At 59.5% G+C, this 21,184-nt stretch carries 20 protein-coding genes, 1 tRNA gene and 2 rRNA genes (1 of these 23 running past the window's edge); 13 read left to right on the top strand and 10 right to left on the bottom strand.

What is annotated here, in order from left to right:
- From I6L39_RS06080 to tcdA, 4 genes are all read left to right on the top strand, one after another.
- Positions 1 to 580 (top strand): 23S ribosomal RNA (locus tag I6L39_RS06080) (it extends 2,309 nt beyond the left edge of the window).
- Positions 581 to 702: 122 nt separating this feature from the next.
- Positions 703 to 817 (top strand): 5S ribosomal RNA (gene rrf / locus I6L39_RS06075).
- A 96-nt stretch (positions 818 to 913) separates the two neighbouring features.
- Positions 914 to 990 (top strand) — tRNA-Asp (locus I6L39_RS06070).
- Positions 991 to 1,137: 147 nt separating this feature from the next.
- Complete coding sequence (tcdA, locus tag I6L39_RS06065; protein ID WP_216991320.1) at positions 1,138 to 1,962, top strand: tRNA cyclic N6-threonylcarbamoyladenosine(37) synthase TcdA; 825 nt, start codon at positions 1,138 to 1,140, stop codon at positions 1,960 to 1,962.
- A gap of 31 nt (positions 1,963 to 1,993) precedes the next feature.
- On the opposite strand, the gene I6L39_RS06060 is transcribed toward tcdA, so the two are convergent.
- Positions 1,994 to 2,431: a SufE family protein gene (locus tag I6L39_RS06060; protein WP_216991319.1), complete on the bottom strand. Its 438-nt coding sequence runs from the start codon at positions 2,429 to 2,431 to the stop codon at positions 1,994 to 1,996.
- Positions 2,432 to 2,444: 13 nt separating this feature from the next.
- Positions 2,445 to 3,665, bottom strand: coding sequence for a SufS family cysteine desulfurase (locus tag I6L39_RS06055; RefSeq protein ID WP_216991318.1), 1,221 nt, complete (start codon positions 3,663 to 3,665; stop codon positions 2,445 to 2,447).
- Positions 3,666 to 3,817: 152 nt separating this feature from the next.
- On the opposite strand from I6L39_RS06055, the gene rep reads away from it, so the two are divergent.
- On the top strand, positions 3,818 to 5,830 hold the full coding sequence (rep, locus tag I6L39_RS06050; RefSeq protein WP_216991317.1) for a DNA helicase Rep: 2,013 nt from the start codon (positions 3,818 to 3,820) through the stop codon (positions 5,828 to 5,830).
- On the opposite strand, the gene I6L39_RS06045 is transcribed toward rep, so the two are convergent.
- The 5 genes from I6L39_RS06045 to I6L39_RS06025 form a co-directional block, all read right to left on the bottom strand.
- Positions 5,817 to 8,114: a bifunctional diguanylate cyclase/phosphodiesterase gene (locus tag I6L39_RS06045; protein WP_216991316.1), complete on the bottom strand. Its 2,298-nt coding sequence runs from the start codon at positions 8,112 to 8,114 to the stop codon at positions 5,817 to 5,819. The genes rep and I6L39_RS06045 overlap by 14 nt on opposite strands.
- 84 nt (positions 8,115 to 8,198) lie before the next feature.
- Positions 8,199 to 8,651, bottom strand: coding sequence for a cytochrome c5 family protein (locus I6L39_RS06040; RefSeq protein WP_042077874.1), 453 nt, complete (start codon positions 8,649 to 8,651; stop codon positions 8,199 to 8,201).
- Positions 8,652 to 8,870: 219 nt separating this feature from the next.
- On the bottom strand, positions 8,871 to 9,896 hold the full coding sequence (gene tdh, locus I6L39_RS06035; protein ID WP_043763620.1) for an L-threonine 3-dehydrogenase: 1,026 nt from the start codon (positions 9,894 to 9,896) through the stop codon (positions 8,871 to 8,873).
- An 89-nt stretch (positions 9,897 to 9,985) separates the two neighbouring features.
- A complete protein-coding gene (locus tag I6L39_RS06030; RefSeq protein WP_209795077.1) occupies positions 9,986 to 11,176 on the bottom strand; it encodes a glycine C-acetyltransferase in 1,191 nt (396 codons plus the stop codon).
- 182 nt (positions 11,177 to 11,358) lie between these two features.
- A complete protein-coding gene (locus I6L39_RS06025; protein WP_042077871.1) occupies positions 11,359 to 12,003 on the bottom strand; it encodes a TetR/AcrR family transcriptional regulator in 645 nt (214 codons plus the stop codon).
- Positions 12,004 to 12,157: 154 nt separating this feature from the next.
- Here I6L39_RS06025 and rfaD point away from each other — a divergent pair, with 154 nt between their 5' ends.
- From rfaD to I6L39_RS06000, 5 genes are read left to right on the top strand one after another with little or no spacing between them, the layout of a single operon-like run.
- Positions 12,158 to 13,114 (top strand): ADP-glyceromanno-heptose 6-epimerase, encoded by a 957-nt coding sequence (gene rfaD / locus I6L39_RS06020; RefSeq protein ID WP_216991315.1) that lies wholly within the window; start codon positions 12,158 to 12,160, stop codon positions 13,112 to 13,114.
- 49 nt (positions 13,115 to 13,163) lie between these two features.
- A complete protein-coding gene (locus I6L39_RS06015) occupies positions 13,164 to 14,924 on the top strand; it encodes a polysaccharide deacetylase family protein (RefSeq protein ID WP_216991314.1) in 1,761 nt (586 codons plus the stop codon).
- The gene (locus I6L39_RS06010) at positions 14,908 to 16,233 is read left to right on the top strand and encodes an O-antigen ligase (protein WP_254203744.1); all 1,326 of its coding nucleotides are present in this window, start codon (positions 14,908 to 14,910) and stop codon (positions 16,231 to 16,233) included. Before I6L39_RS06015 ends, I6L39_RS06010 begins: the two co-directional genes overlap by 17 nt.
- The gene (locus tag I6L39_RS06005) at positions 16,214 to 16,963 is read left to right on the top strand and encodes a glycosyltransferase family 25 protein (protein ID WP_216991313.1); all 750 of its coding nucleotides are present in this window, start codon (positions 16,214 to 16,216) and stop codon (positions 16,961 to 16,963) included. Before I6L39_RS06010 ends, I6L39_RS06005 begins: the two co-directional genes overlap by 20 nt.
- Before the next feature lie 21 nt (positions 16,964 to 16,984).
- Entirely contained in the window at positions 16,985 to 18,070 is a 1,086-nt protein-coding gene (locus I6L39_RS06000) for a glycosyltransferase family 9 protein (RefSeq protein WP_216991312.1), read from the top strand.
- On the opposite strand, the gene I6L39_RS05995 is transcribed toward I6L39_RS06000, so the two are convergent.
- Entirely contained in the window at positions 18,036 to 19,100 is a 1,065-nt protein-coding gene (locus I6L39_RS05995) for a glycosyltransferase family 9 protein (RefSeq protein WP_216991311.1), read from the bottom strand. The two genes, I6L39_RS06000 and I6L39_RS05995, sit on opposite strands and share 35 nt — an antisense overlap.
- 366 nt (positions 19,101 to 19,466) lie before the next feature.
- Between I6L39_RS05995 and I6L39_RS20310 the strand changes: the two genes are divergently transcribed.
- From I6L39_RS20310 to I6L39_RS05985, 3 genes are all read left to right on the top strand, one after another.
- A complete protein-coding gene (locus I6L39_RS20310) occupies positions 19,467 to 19,589 on the top strand; it encodes a hypothetical protein (protein WP_302055613.1) in 123 nt (40 codons plus the stop codon).
- 180 nt (positions 19,590 to 19,769) lie between these two features.
- The gene (locus I6L39_RS05990) at positions 19,770 to 20,108 is read left to right on the top strand and encodes a DUF2799 domain-containing protein (protein WP_042077864.1); all 339 of its coding nucleotides are present in this window, start codon (positions 19,770 to 19,772) and stop codon (positions 20,106 to 20,108) included.
- A gap of 24 nt (positions 20,109 to 20,132) precedes the next feature.
- Positions 20,133 to 20,459 (top strand): hypothetical protein, encoded by a 327-nt coding sequence (locus I6L39_RS05985; protein ID WP_216991310.1) that lies wholly within the window; start codon positions 20,133 to 20,135, stop codon positions 20,457 to 20,459.
- Positions 20,460 to 20,504: 45 nt separating this feature from the next.
- On the opposite strand, the gene I6L39_RS05980 is transcribed toward I6L39_RS05985, so the two are convergent.
- Both I6L39_RS05980 and I6L39_RS05975 read right to left on the bottom strand, forming a co-directional pair.
- Positions 20,505 to 20,672, bottom strand: a complete 168-nt coding sequence (locus tag I6L39_RS05980; RefSeq protein WP_216991309.1) for a hypothetical protein — start codon at positions 20,670 to 20,672, stop codon at positions 20,505 to 20,507.
- 66 nt (positions 20,673 to 20,738) lie between these two features.
- Positions 20,739 to 21,173 carry a flagellar basal body-associated protein FliL gene (locus I6L39_RS05975; RefSeq protein WP_042077863.1) on the bottom strand — a complete coding sequence of 145 codons (435 nt, stop codon included), beginning with the start codon at positions 21,171 to 21,173 and terminating at the stop codon, positions 20,739 to 20,741.
- Positions 21,174 to 21,184 lie beyond the last annotated feature (11 nt).

Here is a 21,184-nt window from a genome sequence, read left to right as displayed (position 1 = left end):
GCAATGGCATAAGCCAGCTTAACTGCGAGACGGACAGGTCGAGCAGGTACGAAAGTAGGTCATAGTGATCCGGTGGTTCTGAATGGAAGGGCCATCGCTCAACGGATAAAAGGTACTCCGGGGATAACAGGCTGATACCGCCCAAGAGTTCATATCGACGGCGGTGTTTGGCACCTCGATGTCGGCTCATCACATCCTGGGGCTGAAGTCGGTCCCAAGGGTATGGCTGTTCGCCATTTAAAGTGGTACGCGAGCTGGGTTCAGAACGTCGTGAGACAGTTCGGTCCCTATCTGCCGTGGGCGTTGGATGATTGAAGGGAGTTGCTCCTAGTACGAGAGGACCGGAGTGAACGAACCTCTGGTGTTCGGGTTGTCACGCCAGTGGCACTGCCCGGTAGCTAAGTTCGGAATCGATAACCGCTGAAAGCATCTAAGCGGGAAGCGAGCCCTGAGATGAGTCATCCCTGACCCCTTGAGGGTCCTAAAGGGCCGTTGGAGACCACAACGTTGATAGGTGGGGTGTGTAAGCGCGGCGACGTGTTGAGCTAACCCATACTAATTACCCGTGAGGCTTAACCATACAACACCCAAGAAGTGTTCGAAGACTTGTAGCAAGTGCATGAACTACTTACAAATTCAGTGATAGTGACAAGCCAAGCGCAGCATCACTACTCACGTCAGCTTTCTGGATTGAAGAATTTGCCTGGCGGCAATAGCGCAGTGGAACCACCTGACCCCATGCCGAACTCAGAAGTGAAACGCTGTAGCGCCGATGGTAGTGTGGCATTCGCCATGCGAGAGTAGGACACTGCCAGGCACCCAATTAAACAGCGATGTGCAAAATCACATCACTGGCTGCGAGGATGACACCTCATAGAAGCGGCAAATGATTTAGCGAAAGCTAACCGAATGCGGAGCGGTAGTTCAGTCGGTTAGAATACCGGCCTGTCACGCCGGGGGTCGCGGGTTCGAGTCCCGTCCGCTCCGCCACTAACAAGAAGCCCAGTCGAAAGACTGGGCTTTTTTTCGTTTCCGGCACCACACTCATTTCCCGCTCGCATCAACACTGTCATCATCCGATCATCGCCCCTGAGAATGGTTGCCGCTATAATGGCCGCCCTCAAGCAAGGTGGTGGTATGAAAGCAGAGTATCTACAGCGATTCGGGGGCATTGCCCGTCTTTATGGTCAGAGTGCGCTGCACTCCTTCAGCCTGGCAAGAGTCTGTGTGGTGGGGATCGGTGGCGTCGGTTCCTGGGCCGCAGAGGCGCTGGCCCGTGCCGGCATCAACCAGATCACCCTGATCGACATGGATGACATCTGCATCACCAACACCAATCGCCAGATCCACGCCATGCAAGGGACGGTCGGTCGTCTCAAGACCGAAGTGATGGCCGAGCGCATTCGTGCCATCAACCCGGATTGCGAGGTGATCGAGGTGGATGACTTCGTCACCGCTGACAACCTGGCCGAGCATATCAAGCGGGAGTTTGACTATGTGGTGGATGCCATCGACTCGGTCAAGGCGAAGGTGGCGCTGATCGCCTTCTGCAAGCGCAACAAGATCCCCGTGATAGTGGCGGGTGGTGCCGGCGGACAGATGGACCCGACCCAGATCACCGTGGCCGATCTCGCCAAGACCATTCAGGATCCGCTTGCTGCCAAGGTTCGCTCCGACCTGCGCCGTCTGCACCACTTCAGCAAGAATCCGGCCCGCAAGTTCGGGGTGGAGTGCGTCTTCTCCACCGAGCAGCTGAGCTACCCGGACGGCAAGGGCGGCACCTGTCAGGCCAAGGCTGCCAGCGATGGCAACATGAAGATGGATTGCGCCTCCGGTTTCGGTGCCGTGACGCCGGTGACGGCGACCTTCGGTCTGGTGGCCGCGTCCCGGGTGTTGAAGAAGATTGCCGAGCGCGGGGCCCGCGCAGAGAAAGAAAGCGTAGGGTCGATTAGCGAAGCGTAATCGTCCGTCTCGCCATCAGGAGTTCGTTCTATTACGCCGACGCCAGATCCCGGATCCCCAGCACTATTGCCCTGAGCCCGTTGCCCCGCGATGGGCTCAGGTGTTTCTCCAGCCCCAGTTCGGCGAAATAGCCGTCCATATCGAAGGTCCGAATGGCCTCTGCACTCCGGTGGTTGAGCGCCGCCAGCACGATGACGATCAGGCCGCGCACGATGCGGGCGTCGGAGTCGCAGGCAAAGTGCCAGCAGCCATCCTCGCTTTTTCCTCCCTTCAGCCAGGCCTGGCTCTCGCACCCTTTCAGTCGGTTCTCTTCCTGTTGCCACTCTGTTGGCAAGGCGGGTAGCAGCTTGCCGAGCTGGATGATGAGCCGGTACTGGTTCTCCCAGCCGTTTGCTGCGGCAAACTGCTGACGGATGCTATTTGCGTCGGGTTCAACGCCTATCCGGGTATAGGTTGCGAGGCTGTTCATTGGATTGTCTGCCTTAGAAGAAGTCACTGAGTTTGTGCAGGGCGGCCAGCAGGGCGTCGATATCGTCGCGGTTGTTGTAACAGGCCAGCGAGGCGCGGATTGTACCGCCGATGCCAAGGCTCTCCATCAACGGCATGGCGCAGTGGTGGCCGACCCGCAGCGCTATGCCCTGCATGTCGAGCAGGGTGGCTGCATCCTGGGGGTGGATCTCGTCCAGCAGGAAGGAGACGGCGCCAGCCCGTCGTGCGGGCTCACCGATCAGACGCAGGCCGGGCACCCGTCGCAGTCCCGCCACCAGATAGTCGGTGAGTGCCTGCTCATGGCGCACCAGCGCAGCCCTGTCTTGCGCCGTGACAAAGTCGATGGCGGCGGCGAGGCCGATGGCCCCGGCGATATGGGGGGTGCCGGCTTCAAACTTGAAGGGCAGGGTGTTGAAGGTGGTACCGCTGAAGCTGACCCGGTCGATCATCTCGCCGCCGGCCTGCCAGGGGGGTATCCGCTCCAGCAATTCGGTGCGGCCCCACAGTACGCCGATACCGGTCGGGCCATAGAGCTTGTGGCCGGAGAAGGCGTAGAAGTCGCAGCCGATGGTTCGTACATCCACCTCGAGGTGGGCCACCGCCTGGGCGCCGTCGATCAGGGCCAGGGCGCCGACCGCCTTGGCGGCCGCGACTATCTCCTCGACCGGATTGACGGTGCCGAGGGCATTGGAGACGTGGGCGACGCTCACCAGTCGGGTGCGTGGCCCCAGCATGGCCTGATAGGCCACCAGATCGAGATCGCCCCGCTCATCGATGGGGATGACCCGGATCACCGCGCCGGTGCGCTGGGCGACCAGCTGCCAGGGGACGATGTTGGCGTGATGCTCCAGAGTGCTGAGCAGGATCTCGTCCCCCGCCTTGAGCTCGCTCATCCCCCAGCTCTGGGCGACCAGGTTGATGGCCTCAGTGGTGCCGCGGGTCCAGATCACCTCGTGATTGCGAGGCGCATTGATAAAGCGGGTCACTGTCTCGCGGGCATCTTCGAAGGCGCGGGTGGCCCGGCCGCTCAGTGCGTGGGCGGCACGGTGCACGTTGGCGTTGTCGGCCCGATAGTAGTGCGCAATGGCGTCCAGCACCGCTTGCGGCTTCTGGGTGGTGGCGGCGTTGTCCAGATAGATCAGGGGGTGACCGTTGACCTTCTGCGCCAAGGCCGGAAACTGGCTACGCAGCAGGGCGTGCTGTTGCTGATTCATGCTCCCCTCATCTCGTCTGGAAAAGTCGGTCATGATCCTGAAAATGGCGGGCAAACACAAGGCGAAGTGGCGGGATCCTGCCTGCGGTTTCGGCTGCCTGCGGGATCTCTGTTACAATGCCGCCCCTCATCATAAGCCAAGAGATCCGGCCCATGAAGCTCAACCCCAATCAGAACGAAGCGGTCAAGTATGTCTCCGGCCCTTGCCTGGTGCTGGCGGGTGCCGGATCGGGCAAGACCCGCGTCATCACCAACAAGATCGCCTATCTGGTGCAGCAGTGCGGCTACAACGCGCGCAACATCGCCGCCGTCACCTTTACCAACAAGGCGGCTCGGGAGATGAAGGAGCGGGTCGGCCAGACCCTGGGCCGCAAGGAGGCGAGAGGACTCATGGTCTCCACCTTCCATACCTTGGGTCTGGAGATCATCCGCCGCGAGCACAAGAGCCTGAACCTCAAGGCGAACTTCTCCCTGTTCGACGACACCGATCAGCTGGCGCTGCTGAAAGAATTGACCGAGGCCGAGCTCGACAACGATAAGGACAGGCTCTTGGCCCTCATCAGCCAGATCTCTAACTGGAAGAACGATCTCATCCTGCCGGCCCGCGCGATGCGCATCGCCCGCGGGCCGGAAGAGGTGCTGATGGCCCAGCTCTATGAGCGTTACCACCGTCAGATGGTGGCCTACAACGCGCTCGACTTTGACGATCTCATCGTGATGCCGACCCTGCTGCTCAAGAGCAATCAGGAGGTGCGCGAGCGCTGGCAGAACAAGATCCGCTACCTGCTGGTCGACGAATACCAGGACACCAACACCAGCCAGTACGAGCTGGTGAAGCAGATAGTCGGCGAGCGGGCCCGCTTCACCGTGGTGGGTGACGATGACCAGTCCATCTACTCCTGGCGCGGGGCGAAGCCGCAGAACCTGGTGCTGCTGAACGAAGATTTCCCCAATCTGCGGCTCATCAAGCTGGAGCAGAACTACCGCTCCAAACGGCGCATTCTCAAGTGCGCCAACATCCTGATCGCCAATAACCCCCATGTCTACGACAAGGCGCTCTTCTCCGAGCTGGACGAGGGGGTGAAGCTCAAGGTGCTGTTCGCCAAGAACGAGGAGCACGAGGCAGAGCGCATCGCCGCCGAGCTGATGGGCCACAAGTTCATGAACCGCACCCGGTTCAAGGACTACGCCATCCTCTATCGGGGCAACCATCAGTCGCGCATCTTCGAGAAGGCGCTGATGACCAACCGCATACCCTATCGCATCTCGGGCGGCACCTCGTTTTTCTCCCGTACCGAGATCAAGGACATCATGGCCTACCTCAAGCTGCTGGTGAATCCGGACGAGGACACCGCCTTCCTGCGGGTGGTCAATCTGCCGCGCCGGGAGATAGGCCCCACTACGCTCGAAAAACTGGGCCAATACGCCAACCAGCGCGGCAAGAGCCTGTTTGCCGCGAGCTTCGAGCTGGGGCTGGAGCAGCACCTCTCCGGGCGTGGCCTCAGTGCGCTGCAGGCCTTCACCAACTGGCTGGTGCGGCTCGGCGATCAGGCGCTGCGCGGCAATCCGGTGGAGGCGGTACGAGACATGATCAAGGAGATCCACTACGAGGAGTGGCTCTACGAGACCTCCCCCAGCCCGAAGGCGGCGGAGATGCGGATGCAGAACGTCTCCACCCTCTACCGCTGGATCAGCGAGATGCTGGAAGGGGACGAGCTGGAAGAGTCGATGACGCTCGCCCAGGTGGTCACTCGCCTTACATTGCGGGACATGATGGAGCGCAACGAGGGGGAGGACGAGGCCGACCAGGTGCAACTGATGACGCTGCACGCCTCCAAGGGGCTGGAGTTTCCCTATGTCTACATGGTGGGCATGGAGGAGGGACTGCTTCCCCACCAGACCAGCATCGACGAGGACAACGTGGAGGAGGAGCGGCGCCTCGCCTACGTGGGCATCACCCGGGCCCAGGCCGAGCTCACCTTTACCCTCTGCAAGGAGCGGCGCCAGTATGGCGAGTCGGTGCGGCCCGAACCGAGCCGCTTCCTGCTGGAGCTGCCCCAGGATGACCTGGAGTGGGAAAACCAGAAGAAGGTGAGCGCCGAGGAGCGTCAGCAGAAGGGGCAGATGGCGGTGGCCAACCTGAGGGCCATGTTCAAGAAGGATTGACGTCGGGGGGCGTAATGGCCGTCTGACCCAGCAGGGGGGGGATGTCCACTCCTGGCAACGGCGGGGAGATGTGGCGCCCCTGTCCAAGGGCGCAGCCAAGCTCGATGAGCTTCTGCAGCTGCTGCTGGTTTTCGATGCCCTCGACCACCAGGGTGAAGTCGAGGTCCTGACAGATGTCGCGCATGGCGCGGATCAGCGCGAGATCCTTGGGGGAGTTCATCATGCGGTGGGTGAAACTGTCATCCACCTTGATGTAGTCCACCGGGAAGTGGAACAGGGCATTGAGGGAAGAGAAGCCGGTGCCGAAGTCATCCAGGCTGATCTGGATCCCCTTGGCCCTGAGTTCGTGCAGCGAGGTGAGGGAGTCGGCACTCTGCCTGGAGAGCTCGCGCTCGTTGAATTCGAAGATGAAATAACCCGGGATGACCCCCTCCTCCTCCATGATGCCGACCAGCCGCATGATCTGCTCGCGGCTGGCCAGATGTTTGCCGGAGAGGTTGAGGGAGATCTTGAAGCGGCCGCCCCCTGAGACCGGCAGCCAGAGTCTCAGCTGCTGGCAGGTGCGCCTGAGGATCTGGCGATCCAGATCCTGGATGAGTCCGCACTGCTCGGCCAGCGGAATGAAGTCGAAGGCATCCTTGAGCTCGCCCTCCTCGGTGATCCAGCGAGCCATCACCTCCAGACCGACCAGCCGGCTGTCGCACAGCCTGATCACGGGCTGGAAATAGGGCACTATCCTGCCTTCCCGCAAGGCTCTGAAGAGCCGTTCCTCCGGTGACCCCGCATGCTCCGTGCAGGCCTCGGAATAGACGACGATGCGGCTGCGGCCGTTGCGCTTGGCCTGATACATGGCGAGATCGGCCTGATGCAGCAGCTCGCTGACATCGGCGGTCTGTTCCGACACGCTGGCGACCCCCAGGCTGAGGGTAATGGTCAGCTCATTGCCCTGCAGCCGGAACGGGTGGGCGATACGCCCCAGGATGCGGTTGAGCACGGGGCTGATGTCCTCCTCCCGCTGGCTGTTGTCCAGATAGATGACGAATTCGTCCCCCCCGAGCCTCGCCACCATGTCATTTTGCCTGATGCAGCTCTGCAGGCGGCTGGCCAGCTCCTGCAGCAACTGGTCGCCGGTGCTGTGGCCCAGGGCGTCATTGACCTGCTTGAAGTGATCCACATCGGCGAAGATCAGCGTGAAACCCGCGGTCTGGTAACGGCGATAGCGGGTCATGGCATGGTGAAGGTGATTCATCAGCAGGGCCCGGTTTGGCAACTGGGTCAGGGGGTCGTGCAGCGCATTGAACTGGAGCCGCCGCTCCAGCTCCTGGTAGTGCTTGAGCCGTTTCTGCAGTCGCAGATTGGTCTGGCGTAGTTGCTGGAGCCGCTGGTTGATGGACTCCTCCGAGTTGAGATCATCCAGTTGCTGTCTGATCTTTTTCAGCTCCAGCAGCAGGGTCAGCTGGTGGCGCAGGAAGTCGAGGAACAGCCGGTCATCGGCCTCCAGGGGCTGGGCGGTGTTGATGATGAGGTGGGCGAAATATTGCTGCTGCTGGCGCAGGGGCAGGCTGTACCAGTAGAAGCCGCCTTCATGGCGCTCGACGTTGTTGGTGCTGTGGCACAGGGCCAGGAGGATGTCGTCGTCGTAAGGGAGGTGTGTCGGGTAGAGCCGCTCCAGCCGCTGGTTCACCAGCCGGATCAGCAACATGTCGCTGATCGCGAGCATCTGGCGCAGCACCGCCTCCAGCTGGGCAAACAGGGCATGCTGAGGCAGGTTGTGAGCCAGGCGCATGATGCGACCGATCTTCTCGATCTTCTGCTGCCAATGGGGGTCCCGCTGCATGAGGGGAGAGGCCTGTCCCGCCAGCTGGATGCCGGTCTGGGTTTCGTGCAGGCGCTTGGCCAGACACTCCAGCAGCAGCCGCAGGGTCGGGGTCTGCTCCGGCGCCGTGCGGGCCAGCAGCCACTGCACCTCGATGTGCTCCACTGGCTGCACGCACCATCCCTGACCTTCATCGAGTCGGGTGAGCTGCTCGGTGAGGCGGGGCTCTTCCCGTGCCAGCTGCTGCTTGAACGTCTCGGGCAGCTGATATTCATGCCGCCAGCGCAGACCGCCGTCGACCAGCCCCAGCATGGCGAAGTGCTGCAGGGGGCAGAGTCTGCCCAGCTGCCCGACCAGTCTGGCGTAATCCTCGGGGGAGGCCATGCCGGGGGCAGGAAAATCCATGATGGAGGAGACGACCGCCAGCAAGGAGGGAGAGTCTGGCGGCGTGGTGGACTGGACTGACATGCAACACTCCCGAATAAACTTACCATCAAGCGTAGTCGGAAGTGATGGGATTGAAAGGGCTGCAATAGGAGCCCTTTCAAATACTTAGAGCTTGTCGATCATGTAGTGAATGGCGTTTTCGATCTCTTCGTCGCTACAGGCGGCGCAAGTGCCCCGCGGTGGCATCATGCCGGCCTTGCCGGTGAAGCCCTCGATGGCATGCTTGCGCAGGGTATCGAACCCCTGGGCGATACGCGGCTCCCATGCCGCCTTGTCACCCCGCTTGGGGGCACCGGCCGCCCCAGTGTCGTGACAGGCGAAGCAGGCCGCCTTGAACACGGTCTCGCCGTCACGAGGACCGGATGAGGCCGCCGCGGGGGCGGCCGCCGCGGTCGCGATCCCTTCCAGATCCTTGGCGGTATAGACCTGGCCGACCGGGGCGATGCGCTCGGCGATGGCCTCCTCCGACATGTCATCGGCGGCAAGGACGGCACCGGACAGAGTGGCGGCCGCCATCCCGGCAGCCAGCAAATAGCTCAGTTTTTTCAACACGCTCATGTACTCCCAGCAGGCTCTTATTATCCCCAGAAAACGACGGGATTATAACCGAATAGTTACAGGCATTTAAACGCTTGTGTGTGAAGTGTTAAGCAATCTGCGAACAAAGTTCCTGCGCCGGGAGAGGGGGCAGATAAAAAGAAACCCGGCTTTCGCCGGGTTTCAGGGGGCTGGGCAGGCAAGGGCATGCTCCCATGGCGGGGAGCCACGCCGGGCGCGTCAATCCCAGCTCAGGATCACCTTGCCGGACTGGCCGGAGCGCATGGCGTCGAAGCCCTGCTGGAAGTCGTCGACCTTGAAGCGGTGGGTGATGATGGGGGAGAGATCCAGCCCGGATTGGATGAGGCTTGCCATCTTGTACCAGGTCTCGAACATCTCGCGGCCGTAGATCCCCTTGATGAACAGTCCCTTGAAGATCACCTTGCCCCAGTCGATGGCCATGGTGGAGGGGGGAATGCCGAGCATGGCGATCTTGCCGCCGTGGTTCATCTTGTCGATCATGTCCTGGAAGGCGCTGGGCACGCCGGACATCTCCAGCCCCACGTCGAAGCCCTCTGTCATGCCGAGCTCGGCCATGACGTCGGAGAGCTTCTCCTTGCTCACGTTGACGGCGCGGGTGGCGCCCATCTTGCGGGCCAGTTCCAGCCGGTATTCGTTGACGTCGGTGATCACCACGTGGCGGGCTCCCACGTGGCGGCAGACGGCAGCGGCCATGATGCCGATGGGGCCGGCGCCGGTGATCAGCACGTCTTCACCGACCAGGTCGAAGGAGAGGGCGGTGTGTACCGCGTTGCCGAACGGATCGAAGATGGCGGCCAGCTCATCCGGGATGTTGTCCGGCAGCTTGAAGGCGTTGAAGGCCGGGATCACCAGGTATTCGGCAAACGAGCCCGGACGGTTGACGCCAACGCCTATGGTGTTGCGGCACAGGTGGGTGCGACCGGCGCGGCAGTTGCGGCAGTGGCCGCAGGTGATATGGCCTTCACCCGACACGCGATCCCCCACGGCGAAACCGCGCACTTCCTGGCCGACGGCCACCACTTCCCCCACATACTCGTGACCCACCACCATGGGCACCGGGATGGTCTTCTGGGACCACTCGTCCCAGTTGTAGATGTGGATGTCGGTGCCGCAGATGGCGGTCTTGCGGATCTTGATCAGCAGATCGTTGTGGCCGAGCTCGGGAGCCGGCACATCCGTCATCCAGATGCCGACTTCGGATTTGAGTTTGGAGAGTGCTTTCATGACAGTTTCCTCACGGCGCAGTGCCGGGTACAGAGGGTAATAAAATGGGGCCCAATCCTGGCCCCCGTTTTAATCAGTCAGCCGTGCGATCAAATCACACCGAGTTCGCGGCCGATGCGGATAAAGGCATCGATCGCCTTGTCCAGCTGCTCCCGGGTGTGGGCGGCGGACATCTGGGTGCGGATGCGGGCCTGGCCCTTGGGGACCACGGGGAAGGAGAAGCCCACCACGTAGATGCCGGCCGCCAGCATGCGGCTCGCCATCTCGGCGGCCAGCTTGGCATCCCCCAGCATGACCGGGATGATGGCGTGATCGGCGCCGGCCAGGGTGAAGCCGGCGGCGCTCATCCGGGTGCGGAAGTAATCGCTGTTCTCTTTCAACTGGGCGCGCAGGGCGTGGCCGTCGGCCAGCATGTCGATCACCCTGATGGTGGCCGAGACGATGGAGGGGGCCAGGGAGTTGGAGAAGAGGTAGGGGCGGGAGCGCTGACGCAGCCAGTCGATCACCTCCTTCTTGCCGGAGGTATAGCCGCCGGAAGCGCCGCCCAGGGCCTTGCCCAGGGTGCCGGTGATGATGTCGACCCTGTCCATCACGCCACAGTATTCGTGGGTGCCGCGACCGTTCTCGCCGATGAAACCGACCGCGTGGGAGTCATCCACCATCACCAGGGCGTCGTACTTGTCGGCCAGATCGCAGATGGATTTGAGGTCGGCGATGACACCGTCCATGGAGAAGACGCCGTCGGTGGCGATCAGCTTGAAGCGGGCGCCATCGGCGTCGGCCTGCCTGAGCTGGGCTTCCAGCTCGGCCATGTCGTTGTTGGCGTAGCGATAGCGCCTGGCCTTGCACAGGCGCACGCCGTCGATGATGGAGGCGTGGTTGAGCGCATCTGAGATGATGGCGTCTTCGGCGCCAAACAGGGTCTCGAACAGACCGCCGTTGGCGTCGAAGCAGGAGGAGTAGAGGATGCTGTCCTCGGTGCCGAGGAAGGCGGACAGCTTCTGCTCCAGCTCCTTGTGCTGGTCCTGGGTGCCGCAGATGAAGCGCACCGAGGCCATGCCGAAGCCATGGCTGTCCAGACCCTGATGGGCGGCGGCAATGAGATCGGGGTGGTTGGCCAGCCCCAGATAGTTGTTGGCACAGAAGTTCAGCACCTGCTCGCCGCCCACCGCAATCCGGGCCTGCTGGGCCGAGGTGATGATGCGTTCCTGCTTGTATAGCCCTTCCGCCTTGACCTGTTCGAGCTGCTCGGTCAGGTGACGATAGAATCCGTTAGACATCCTCGGTCCTCATTGCTGTATCGGCTGTGTAATCAGGATCTCGGGCCGTGCAACCGCACGGATCGGTGTCGTCACGGTCGCGACGAAACGCCGACAGACCCTAGAATGGGCAACATTTTACTGTAATCCCTGCGCATAAATTCAAATTTTTATGCTGATATTAAACAATTGTGAAACAGATCTCACCCGGCTGGTTGGGCCAGTTGGTGGTAATGCTGCTCCAGCTGGTGGATCTGTGTGGCCACCTGGGGCTGCACATAGGGGCGCAGCAGGAACAGCACTCGCAAGACCCCCTGATACAACAAGGGCTTGGTGATGCGGGTGCCGGGTGCCTGGGCAATCTGGAAGGGGATCCAGCAGGTCACCACCATCTTGATGGTCTGGCCCAGATCCGGCAGGTCTTCGTCGCTGACCGCCAGGATGCCGCCCTCGCGCAGGCTCCTGAGCAGCGCCTCCACGGTGGCGCGCAGCTGCTCCTGGGCCTTGAGGTACTTCTGCTGCAACGGCTCGTCGCGACTCAGGATGTCCGGCAGATTCGCGTAGAAGAAGCGAAACTGCCACATCAGATAGAAGATGGCGTCCAGATAGCCCATCAGGTCTTCCAGCCTGATCTCGCGGTTGCGCGCCGGGGCGAAGCTCTCGCTCAGGTGGCGGGCGTACTGATCGAAGATGGAGTGGATGATGTCTTCTTTGTTGCGGAAGTGGTAATAGAGGTTGCCCGGGCTGATGCCAAGATGGGCGGCAATGTGGTTGGTGGTGATGTTGCGCTCGCCCTGGTCGTTGAACAGCTCGGTGGCGCTGTGGATGATCCTGTCTCTGGTCTTCATCGCTGATCCCTCTGCCGGGCCCCGAGGGGAAAAGTCATCGAGGTCGAATCCCCTTGCGGCCCGTGATAAACTTTTCGGCAATTTCAAATTGGCCCACTATACACAGCTTTAACAGGCAGTCACACGGGGCCACAACGTACGCGAGGCAAACTCCATGATCGTAGTAACTGGCGGTGCTGGCTTTATCGGCAGCAATCTGGTCAAGCAGCTGAACGCTCAAGGACGGACCGATATCGTGGTCATCGATGACCTGACCGACGGCACCAAGTTCGTCAACCTGGTCGACCTCACCATCGCCGATTACATGGACAAAGACGAGTTCCAGGCGCGCATCGTCTCCGGCGACGAATTTGAAGAGTGGGACGGCATCGAGGTGATCTTCCACGAAGGTGCCTGCTCCGCCACCACGGAGTGGAACGGCAAGTTCATCATGGAGGTCAACTACGAGTACTCCAAGGATCTGTTCCACTACTGCATCGAGCGGGAGATCCCGTTCATCTACGCCTCTTCCGCCGCGACCTATGGCGGGCGCAACGACAACTTCATCGAAGACCCGAAGTTCGAGCAGCCTCTCAACGTCTACGGCTACTCCAAGCAGCTGTTCGATCAGTACGTGCGCCGCTGGATGCCGGAGATCGGCTCCCAGGTGGTGGGTCTGAAGTACTTCAACGTCTATGGTCCGCGCGAGCAGCACAAGGGCTCCATGGCCTCCGTGGCCTTCCACCTCAACAACCAGGTGAAGCAGGGGGACAACCCCAAGCTGTTCGAGGGCTGCGACGGCTTCCCGGACGGCGGTCAGATGCGTGACTTCATCTATGTGGACGACGTCTGCAAGGTGAACCTCTGGTTCTGGCAGAATCCGCAGCACTCCGGCATCTTCAACTGCGGCACCGGCCGTGCCGAGCCGTTCCAGAACGTGGCCGAGGCGGTGATCAAGCATCACCAGAAAGGCTCCATCGAATACATCCCCTTCCCGGATCACCTCAAGGGTCGCTACCAGAGCTTCACCCAGGCCGACCTTACCCGCTTGCGCGGCGTCGGTTATGACGGCGAGTTCAAGACCGTGGCCGAAGGCGTGGCCGATTACATGGCCTGGCTGAACCGGGCTTGATCCCCCTCTGACGGGTGGCCTTGGCCACCCGTCGATCGGATGCGCTTGCATGAACATACTGATGGCACTCTCCCAGCTCGAAGTGACGGGAGCTGAGGTCTATGCCACCACGGTTGGCAACGAGCTGACCCGGCGTGGTCACAACGTCTTCTATGTCTCGGATACCCTGACCAAGCCCACCCAAGGGCCTGTGTTCAAGCTGCGCTTCAACAAGCGCAGCATTCCGCGCCGTTTCTGGCACGTGTTTTACCTTGTCTACCTGATCAAGAAGCATCATATCCAGCTGGTGCACGCTCACTCGCGTGCCTCCGGCTGGAGCTGCTATGTGGCCTGCAAGCTGACCGGGACCCCCATGATCACCACGGTGCACGGGCGTCAGCCGGTGCACGCCTCGCGCAAGGCCTTCCATGCGTTGGGCTATCGGGCTGTGGCGGTGTGCGAGGATATCGCCAGCCAGATCATCGACAACCTGGGGGTGGATCCCGCCATCGTCCAGGTACTGCGCAACGGCATCGAGACCGACAAGTTCCAGCCCGTGCCGGCCCCGGACAACGACAAACCGGTGATTGCCATCATCGGCCGGCTCAGCGGTCCCAAGGGGGAGCTCTGCTACCGGTTGCTGGATGAGGTGCTGGATCTGGAAGCCTGCCGGGTGCGGGTCGTCAGCGGCACCCAGGTACCGGCGCGTTTCGCCCGTTTCCAGGACAAAGTCGAGTTTGTCGGTTACGTCGACGATGTGCCCGCCCTGCTGGCAGGCTGCGATCTGGTGGTGGGCGCCGGTCGGGTGGCGATGGAGGCTTTGCTGTGCGGTCGTCCGGCGTTTGCCATCGGTGAGGCCAAGGCCATCGGGTTGGTGACGGAGCAGAATCTGGACGAGGCGCTGGCCAGCAACTTCGGTGACATAGGCCCCAGGGATCTGGCCATCGACTTTTCCGGGCTGAAGGCGCAGATCCCTTCGGCGCTGGCCTCCAAGGTGGTGCCAGACCCAGTGCGCCAACGGATCCTGCAAGAGTATGATTTACAAGGCGTCGTGACCGGGCTGGAATCCGTCTATCAGGATGCCGTGGTCGAGACCCTGCGCCGGGAGATGCCGGTCATCATGTATCACCGCTTCATCCAGCACGAGAGCGAAAAGGGAGTGCATGGCACCTGGCTCCCGGTCGCCATGTTCGAGAAGCACCTCAAGCTGATGAAGTGGCTGGGCTACGAGACGCTGACATTTGCCGACCTGGCGGAGAACGGGTTCATCCACCGGCTGCAATACGGCAAGAAGTACCTGATGATCACCGTGGACGACGGCTATCGGGACAACCTCACTCGCATGCTGCCGCTGCTCGAGAAATATGGCTGCAAGGCGGTGGTCTACGTGGTGACCGGCGAGGATCACAACCGCTGGGACGTGGAGCACCCGACTCACCCCGATACCCCGGTGACCCTGATGACGCCGGACGAAATCCAGGCGCTGGTGGCCTCCGGTCACGTGGAAATCGGGGGGCATACCCTGACTCACCCACGTCTGAGCCAGCTGTCACCCGAGCAGCAAGCTCACGAGATCCAGGCCAACAAGGCGTGGTTGGAGCAGCTGCTCGGCCATCCGCTGCTCTCGTTTGCCTACCCTTACGGGGATCTGAACGACAGTGCGAAAGCCCAGGCCAGTGCCGCCGGTTATCGCTATGCTGTGGCCACCAACAGCGGCCCCAGAGCCATGCATCAGGACCCGCTTCAGATCCGTCGGATCGCCATCTTCCCCCGTACCGACGTGTTCGGGCTCTGGCGCAAGATCCGTGGCAACTATGTATTCAGAAAATAAGACCGTAACAGAGAAGAGCATGTCCTCAAGAACAGAGTCGTCGGCCCGCCAGGGTTTGTTTAAGTTGTCTCGTGACCAAGTCTTGCCTTGGGTGGTGCAACTGTCAGCCTTCTTGTTTGGGGCATTGTCGTTGGCCGTGCCAAGTGGGTACTCTTATGGGCCCGCCTTGTTATTGCTGGCCAGCCTCTACTTTATGTGCGCGAAGCGGCGTGAGGCCTGGGCAATGCCTCGGGAACTCAAGCTCATTGGACTCGGTTTGTTACTCTATTTTCTGGTGATGTCTCTGTCTGTGTGGCTGGATGGAGGTAAGTTCAGTGAAATTGACAGGGCAAGCAAGACGCTGATGGCGGCTGCCTTATTGCCTTTATTGGCCTGCATGCCGGTACGCCTCAATATATTGCTGTCGGGTTGCGGTATTGGAGCCATTTTTGCGTTTGCCATCGCTATCCATGACAAGTTCTTTTTGGGGTATGAGCGAGCATTTGGCGATGTGATGCCAATTCAGAGCGGCAATATTGCCATGTCATTGGGATTGTTTTGCCTCTGTGGCTTGTTGTGGGCACAGAAGAAGGGGAAGCTGGCTTTCGCACTTTTCATGCTGGTGGGAACCTGTGCCGGCATGGGCGCCAGCTTTCTCTCGGGTTCCCGTGGTGGCTGGGTGCTGCTACCCGTCATCTTGATCACTATCGCAATGTTGTTTAAGGAGTGCCTGTATCACAAGGGAACCCTTATTATGATGATAGGCGTTCTTCTATGTGGTGCTTTCTTCGTTGTTCAGCCAGAGAGTGGCGTGGAAAAAAGAATTGAGCTGGCGCAGCGCGATATCAGCCAGTATATGGATAAGACAAATCTCAACACCTCTCTCGGCATCAGACTGCAGCTATGGAAAAGTGCCTGGCAGAGTTTCACAGAGAAGCCACTGTTTGGCTGGGGTAACCACGGGATAAGAGAATCACAGAAGACACAATTGGAGCAGGGGAAGATCACTCAGTTTATTTTCAACTTCAATTCTCATGCCCATAATCAATTTCTCGATGAAATGGCTAAACGTGGAATATTGGGTCTGGGTTCTCTGTTGTTCATGTTGCTTGCTCCAGTACTTATAGTTAGGAGACAATTGCGCCAGCCTCATGATATCGATGTGCATTGTGGGGCCGCTTTGCTTATTGTTACCACTTTCTCATCTATTGACTATTGCCTCAGCCAGGCGTTCTTTGGCCACAACTCCGGTATCAGTTTCTTCGTCGCATCCTTGGTTATGGCAGCATCCATCGTCTTTGGGAGGCAGTATGAAAATTCGCGTCATTAGTTTGGCGACGTCGATTGCCAGACGCGAGAAAATATCGCGTGGATTGTCCTCTCTTGGGCTGGATTTTACATTTTTTGATGCTGTGAACGGACTCGCAACGGAGATAAAAGAGTATGATAATGCTCAACGAATGTGGGAAAAAGGACACGAACTGACAAAGGGAGAGCAGGGGTGTTTTTCAAGCCATAGATCACTTTGGAATGAGTGCTTACGTTTGGGGGAACCGCTGCTCATCATGGAGGATGATATTGAGTTCTCTGATGATATTAAATCGGTCTTGATTGAACTGGAGGGGATTTCCCCAGAGTTTGAGTATATTCGGCTAGGGCGTGGGACTTGCAGCTCATTGCCGGGGGTCGGTCCGTGGCTAGATATGTTGAAGGTAGATGAGAGCCATGCAGTCGTGAAATATATGACGGGTCCCAGTTGTGCTCATGCTTATATCATCTCTCCGGCTGCCGCCTCAAAATTTTTATCCGCATCGAAAGCATGGTTTTGGCCGGTCGATGACTTCATGGACAAAGAGTATTTACATAAGGTCAATAATTATGGTGTCGAGCCACCATTGGCATGGCAAAGCGGAGAGGACTCAGACATCGGGGCTAGAGTGAAGCCAGCTTCAAGAAATGTTATCGGTCGAATTCGAAAAGAGTATTACAGGGCCAAGGAGCGATTTCTTAATGACATCTATAACTATGTCTTTTATATAAAAACAAAAAACAAAATATAGATTTATGGAAATGGGTTGCTCATGCAGATATTAGGCTTTTTACAACATGCAAGAGATCGCATTCGTCGATACCTAGGCATCAAACTATTTGACCGCGTCAACATAAACTCTAAATCTGATAACGGACCTGTAGTGATAATACGCTGGGATGCCAAATTGGGCGATAGTATTATCTCCTCTTGGGTTCCCAGAGAGATTCGATGTGCTCAACCGGAACGTGAAGTCTGGATTGTGACCACTCCTGACGTCGCGCCACTCTTTCGCGAACACTTCAAGGCTGACAAGGTCATAGAGGTGCCCAAGCGCCCCAGTTATGGTGAATTGAAACGGCTGGCCCATCGCTTGGGAACTGTGGGATATCTGGTTCATCTCGGTAAGCAGCTCAAGATGAAGGACATCTACTTCCTGACCCGAGTCGATGCCTCTCATATTGTGGGAATGGACGATAGTCTGGCTTGCGTTGATATCAAACTAGGGAAGGCTTCAGCAGGCTTGCACTTCGCCGACAAGTTTTCTCTTCTGTTATCCAGAATGGGCATTACCAATCCAGATACCCGCTATATAGTGCCAATGGACACAGCATGGGAGACAAAGCTTGCAGAGTGGTGGCCAGTGAATCAGAGGGTTATCGCTTTCAATCCTTATGGTAGCGGGCGCTCGCGTCGATTGCAGCCTGAGAGGATAGTCCCCATGCTGGAGAGCATGTTGGCGGCTTGCCCCCATCACTTGTGTCTGCTCTTTCCTGCTGGAATGGAGCAGGAGGCCTTAGCTCTGAAAGCCAGCGTGTCGGCACCTGAGCGGATCCTGATCTCACCGGATACCCCTTCTCTGGGAGGCCTGTTTACTCAGATGCGTCATTGCCAAGGGCTGGTTTCGGTGGACACAGCCACCATCCACATAGCGACGGGGCTTCAATTGCCAGTCTTGGGGCTTTATAACCCCGATATTGGTGGTGGCAGTGAAAATTTCACCGAATGGCACCCAAACCAGGCTGATGCGGTCGTGATTTTTTCCAAAAACGTGCTGCAGCAGGAGATCAATTCTCTCGATCTCGATGAGTTCGCAGACGCGTTCAGGGGGTGGGTGTCTGCCATCCGGGCAGGGTGAGTAAACGAGTCTTCACCAGCTCCGGCGTAATGGCGCGGAACAGAGCTTCATCAAAGGCGTCTTTCTCCTGAGGTGGCAGTTGGTAGTTTGCCCCCTTGGCATCGAAGATGTCGATGGCCTGATAGCGCGGGTGGTTCACCGGGTTGGCGATGATCTTGTCGCCACCTGGCGCCACTATGGTCAGCAGTGGCAGATCGATGGCCTGTGCCATGTGCCGCGGGCCAGTATCATTGCCGACGAAGAGTTGGCAGTGGGCGAAGAGCCCCACCAGTTCGCGTACCGAGCGGGTCTTGATCTGGTCAAACACGCTGGCTTGTAGCGCTGCAGGCAGTAACGGTCTGAGACCCCGGTTGTACTCCTCTTCCCCCGGCCCGCAGTAGATCAGGATCTGGGCGTTGTGCTGTTCGATCAGCCACTGGGCGACCTCGGCGAAGCAGTCAATGGGCCAGCGCTTGTAGTGGCCGAGGGAGTTCACCCCCATGGCGATGAGCGGGCGGGTCGGGTCGACGCCGGCGGCCAGCAGGGTCTCGCGTCCCCGTTGCCTCTCCTCGTCGCTGAGCCAGAGATAGTAGTTGCGATCCTCCCTGGCGAGGCCGAGGGGCTTGAGCAGGGAGAATCTGTCGTCCACCAGGGTGCTGTTGCCCCGATGCTCGGTGTCGTGTCGGAAGCGCACGATGCGATTGTGGCCGAGTCGCCAGGGGAAGGAGTCAAACCCGATCCGCAGCCGGGCCCTGGAGAGCAGGCAGGTCAGCAGGCCTATCATCTGGCCCTGGCTGTTGATCACCACGTCGTAGTGCTCGCGGCGGATCCCCAACAGCAAATCCTTCATATAGCGCCACTCGTTGCGGCGCGCTTTCTCGATGACGATCAACTTGTCGATGTTGGGGTTACCCTCCGCCATCCCCGCACAGTAATCCATGACCAGATAATGAACCTCCCCGGCAGGATCGTGCTGCTTGAGGTTGTTGCACAGGGCGGTGGAGATCAGCACGTCCCCTATCTGTTTGGTTTGTACTACCAGGTATTTCATGGAGAAGGCCTCATGTGAGGTCATGGTTGAACGACAGCGAAACAGCATATCGTACTCGACCGTCAGATGCTGCCGCGATGGTGTGAAAATCCGATCCTGCGCACTGCGAATCGGCGTGGATCTCCCGTGATACTGGCCGATCGTGGGGGAAGATCGCCGGGATGGCATGGCCGAACCGGCGCGGGTCAAGGCCGATTGGCGGGTGCCACTGCCGAACGGGCTGGCGCAGGGGTGAAGGTCGCCGCGGTCATCACCCAGGGTCGGGCTGTCGGCCTCACCCTGGCCTGGCTCTGAGCGGGACCACTGGCGAGCCCCATTTTTCTGGATAGACTTTGAAGGCCGGTGCACTATCCAAGGAGAATGAGCATGGGTACGCAGACGCCGGATTTCGAGCTCGAAGACGAGTGGGAGCCGGAATCCTGGGAAGACGAGCTGGAGGAGCTGGATGACGAGAACTGGCAGGACTATGACCCTCTCGACGATCAGTGACTCCCTGTAACGCCTGCGGGCGGGCCCGGTGCCCGCCCGATTTTTTTGTGAGGCTGGTGCATCGCCCTTGGTGGGAAGGCGGCGGGCTGGGTAGAATGAACTGCTCAAATGGCGCTGTACGAGGCAGGACCCTCAGCAGGCCGCGGCTCAACAACGATTCCAACGACGCCAAGGATGATTATGCGCTCACTCGTCATCATGCTCTGTGCCACCCTGCTCGGGGGCTGTGTCTCCAACTCGGACGATCCCTGTGAAAAAGTGTGGAGCGACGTGGGGGAGGCCGACGGCAAGCTCGGCTTTGCCGGCGACAGGGTGGCCTTCCACCAGACCCAGTGCGGGGACAAGGTGGATGTCGCCCTCTGGGAGCAGGGCCGCCAGAAGGGGCTGGCCTGGTATTGCCGCCCCGAGCACCTCTATCTGGCCGGGCGGTCGGGGGAGGAGTATCGCGGTGTCTGTCCCAACGACGTGCAGGCCCGTCGCCTGTTCGAACAGGGTCGCCACGGCTGGACCGATCAGTGAGGCCCCACAAGCTGGGTTAATTGTATGGAAAAAGTTCTCAGTATTGATGTAGACGCCACAGTGGCCATGATTGCTGCACTCATCGCCGCATGTTCAGCGTTATATGCTCGCCGATCTGCGAAGGAAGCCAAGCGGGCCAATGACATAGGTCGTCTGAATGCTTTGCTCTCCCTCAGACAACACTATCTCGAACTGCTGCGGCATCAGGAGGTTATGGCGAAACAGTTGGAACACATTCCCAGTGGCTTGAGGTCTGTCAGAGAGACATACGCGGATTTGGACTCGAAATTGCGCCAAGTGACCGCCGAGCTCGACTTGTACCATCCCAAGGTGGTGAAGAACAAGCAGTGACGTCGTGTTAGGCGGCGGTCAACTAAGCAACTCAATCTATTGGTTTTACTCTTCTTTTTTCAATCGCAGCGGCTGACACAGGTAGTCCTTATCATTGGCGCAGCGGGCACACTTGCCGCACACGAACTTGGGTTTTCGCAGGATCTTGCGCAGCGCCTTGAGGTCAGTGGGGATCTCGTGGCGGCGCCACTCACACAACGTCTTGTGGCCCATGGCGATGACGTCCTCGATAGTGAATGTAACGGGTGGGGACGTGGGAGTTCGGCCCCGTCAGGGGCCTTACTGATACAGGTACTTGGTGAAGATGAGCTCGCGTACCGCCTTCTTGCCGGTCTCCTTGACCAGCAGCTCGTTGACCCTGGCCTCGCACTCCTTGCGCAGTTCTTCCCGGCTCACCAGGGACTTGATCTGGGCGCCTGTCTTGCTGCCTATCAGGCGGATGATGGCGTCGCGGATCAGGGGATCATGTTGCTCCAGCAACTTGAGATCGGCGGCATTCTCGGCCATCAGCTCCACCGTCACCCGCACATAGCCCAGGGTTTTGCCATCGCCAAGGTAGTTGGTGATGATATCCGGATCCAGCGCATGATAGGCGAAGCCTGGCTGTACGGCGGAGGAGGCCGGATCGGCAGCCGCGTCCTCGCTGGCGAAGGCCGGCATGCTCAACAGGGGGAAACTCAGGGATAACACCAGCAGAAATCTGAAGATCTTCATCTAGATGGCTC

Origin of the sequence: Aeromonas sp. FDAARGOS 1409 (assembly GCF_019048705.1) — a bacterium.
Taxonomy (GTDB): Bacteria; Pseudomonadota; Gammaproteobacteria; order Enterobacterales; family Aeromonadaceae; genus Aeromonas; species Aeromonas sanarellii.
Note: the sequence above shows the minus strand (reverse complement) of the source record. Positions and strands in the feature narration are given on the sequence as shown.

What these genes read in the sequence shown, in the direction of transcription:
- tcdA (WP_216991320.1), top strand. Translation starts at nt 1,138, where the DNA reads ATGAAAGCAGAGTATCTACAGCGATTCGGGGGCATTGCCCGTCTTTAT.
- I6L39_RS06060 (WP_216991319.1), bottom strand. Translation starts at nt 2,431, where the DNA reads ATGAACAGCCTCGCAACCTATACCCGGATAGGCGTTGAACCCGACGCA.
- I6L39_RS06055 (WP_216991318.1), bottom strand. Translation starts at nt 3,665, where the DNA reads ATGAATCAGCAACAGCACGCCCTGCTGCGTAGCCAGTTTCCGGCCTTG.
- rep (WP_216991317.1), top strand. Translation starts at nt 3,818, where the DNA reads ATGAAGCTCAACCCCAATCAGAACGAAGCGGTCAAGTATGTCTCCGGC.
- I6L39_RS06045 (WP_216991316.1), bottom strand. Translation starts at nt 8,114, where the DNA reads ATGTCAGTCCAGTCCACCACGCCGCCAGACTCTCCCTCCTTGCTGGCG.
- I6L39_RS06040 (WP_042077874.1), bottom strand. Translation starts at nt 8,651, where the DNA reads ATGAGCGTGTTGAAAAAACTGAGCTATTTGCTGGCTGCCGGGATGGCG.
- tdh (WP_043763620.1), bottom strand. Translation starts at nt 9,896, where the DNA reads ATGAAAGCACTCTCCAAACTCAAATCCGAAGTCGGCATCTGGATGACG.
- I6L39_RS06030 (WP_209795077.1), bottom strand. Translation starts at nt 11,176, where the DNA reads ATGTCTAACGGATTCTATCGTCACCTGACCGAGCAGCTCGAACAGGTC.
- I6L39_RS06025 (WP_042077871.1), bottom strand. Translation starts at nt 12,003, where the DNA reads ATGAAGACCAGAGACAGGATCATCCACAGCGCCACCGAGCTGTTCAAC.
- rfaD (WP_216991315.1), top strand. Translation starts at nt 12,158, where the DNA reads ATGATCGTAGTAACTGGCGGTGCTGGCTTTATCGGCAGCAATCTGGTC.
- I6L39_RS06015 (WP_216991314.1), top strand. Translation starts at nt 13,164, where the DNA reads ATGAACATACTGATGGCACTCTCCCAGCTCGAAGTGACGGGAGCTGAG.
- I6L39_RS06010 (WP_254203744.1), top strand. Translation starts at nt 14,908, where the DNA reads ATGTATTCAGAAAATAAGACCGTAACAGAGAAGAGCATGTCCTCAAGA.
- I6L39_RS06005 (WP_216991313.1), top strand. Translation starts at nt 16,214, where the DNA reads ATGAAAATTCGCGTCATTAGTTTGGCGACGTCGATTGCCAGACGCGAG.
- I6L39_RS06000 (WP_216991312.1), top strand. Translation starts at nt 16,985, where the DNA reads ATGCAGATATTAGGCTTTTTACAACATGCAAGAGATCGCATTCGTCGA.
- I6L39_RS05995 (WP_216991311.1), bottom strand. Translation starts at nt 19,100, where the DNA reads ATGAAATACCTGGTAGTACAAACCAAACAGATAGGGGACGTGCTGATC.
- I6L39_RS20310 (WP_302055613.1), top strand. Translation starts at nt 19,467, where the DNA reads ATGGGTACGCAGACGCCGGATTTCGAGCTCGAAGACGAGTGGGAGCCG.
- I6L39_RS05990 (WP_042077864.1), top strand. Translation starts at nt 19,770, where the DNA reads ATGCGCTCACTCGTCATCATGCTCTGTGCCACCCTGCTCGGGGGCTGT.
- I6L39_RS05985 (WP_216991310.1), top strand. Translation starts at nt 20,133, where the DNA reads ATGGAAAAAGTTCTCAGTATTGATGTAGACGCCACAGTGGCCATGATT.
- I6L39_RS05980 (WP_216991309.1), bottom strand. Translation starts at nt 20,672, where the DNA reads ATGGGCCACAAGACGTTGTGTGAGTGGCGCCGCCACGAGATCCCCACT.
- I6L39_RS05975 (WP_042077863.1), bottom strand. Translation starts at nt 21,173, where the DNA reads ATGAAGATCTTCAGATTTCTGCTGGTGTTATCCCTGAGTTTCCCCCTG.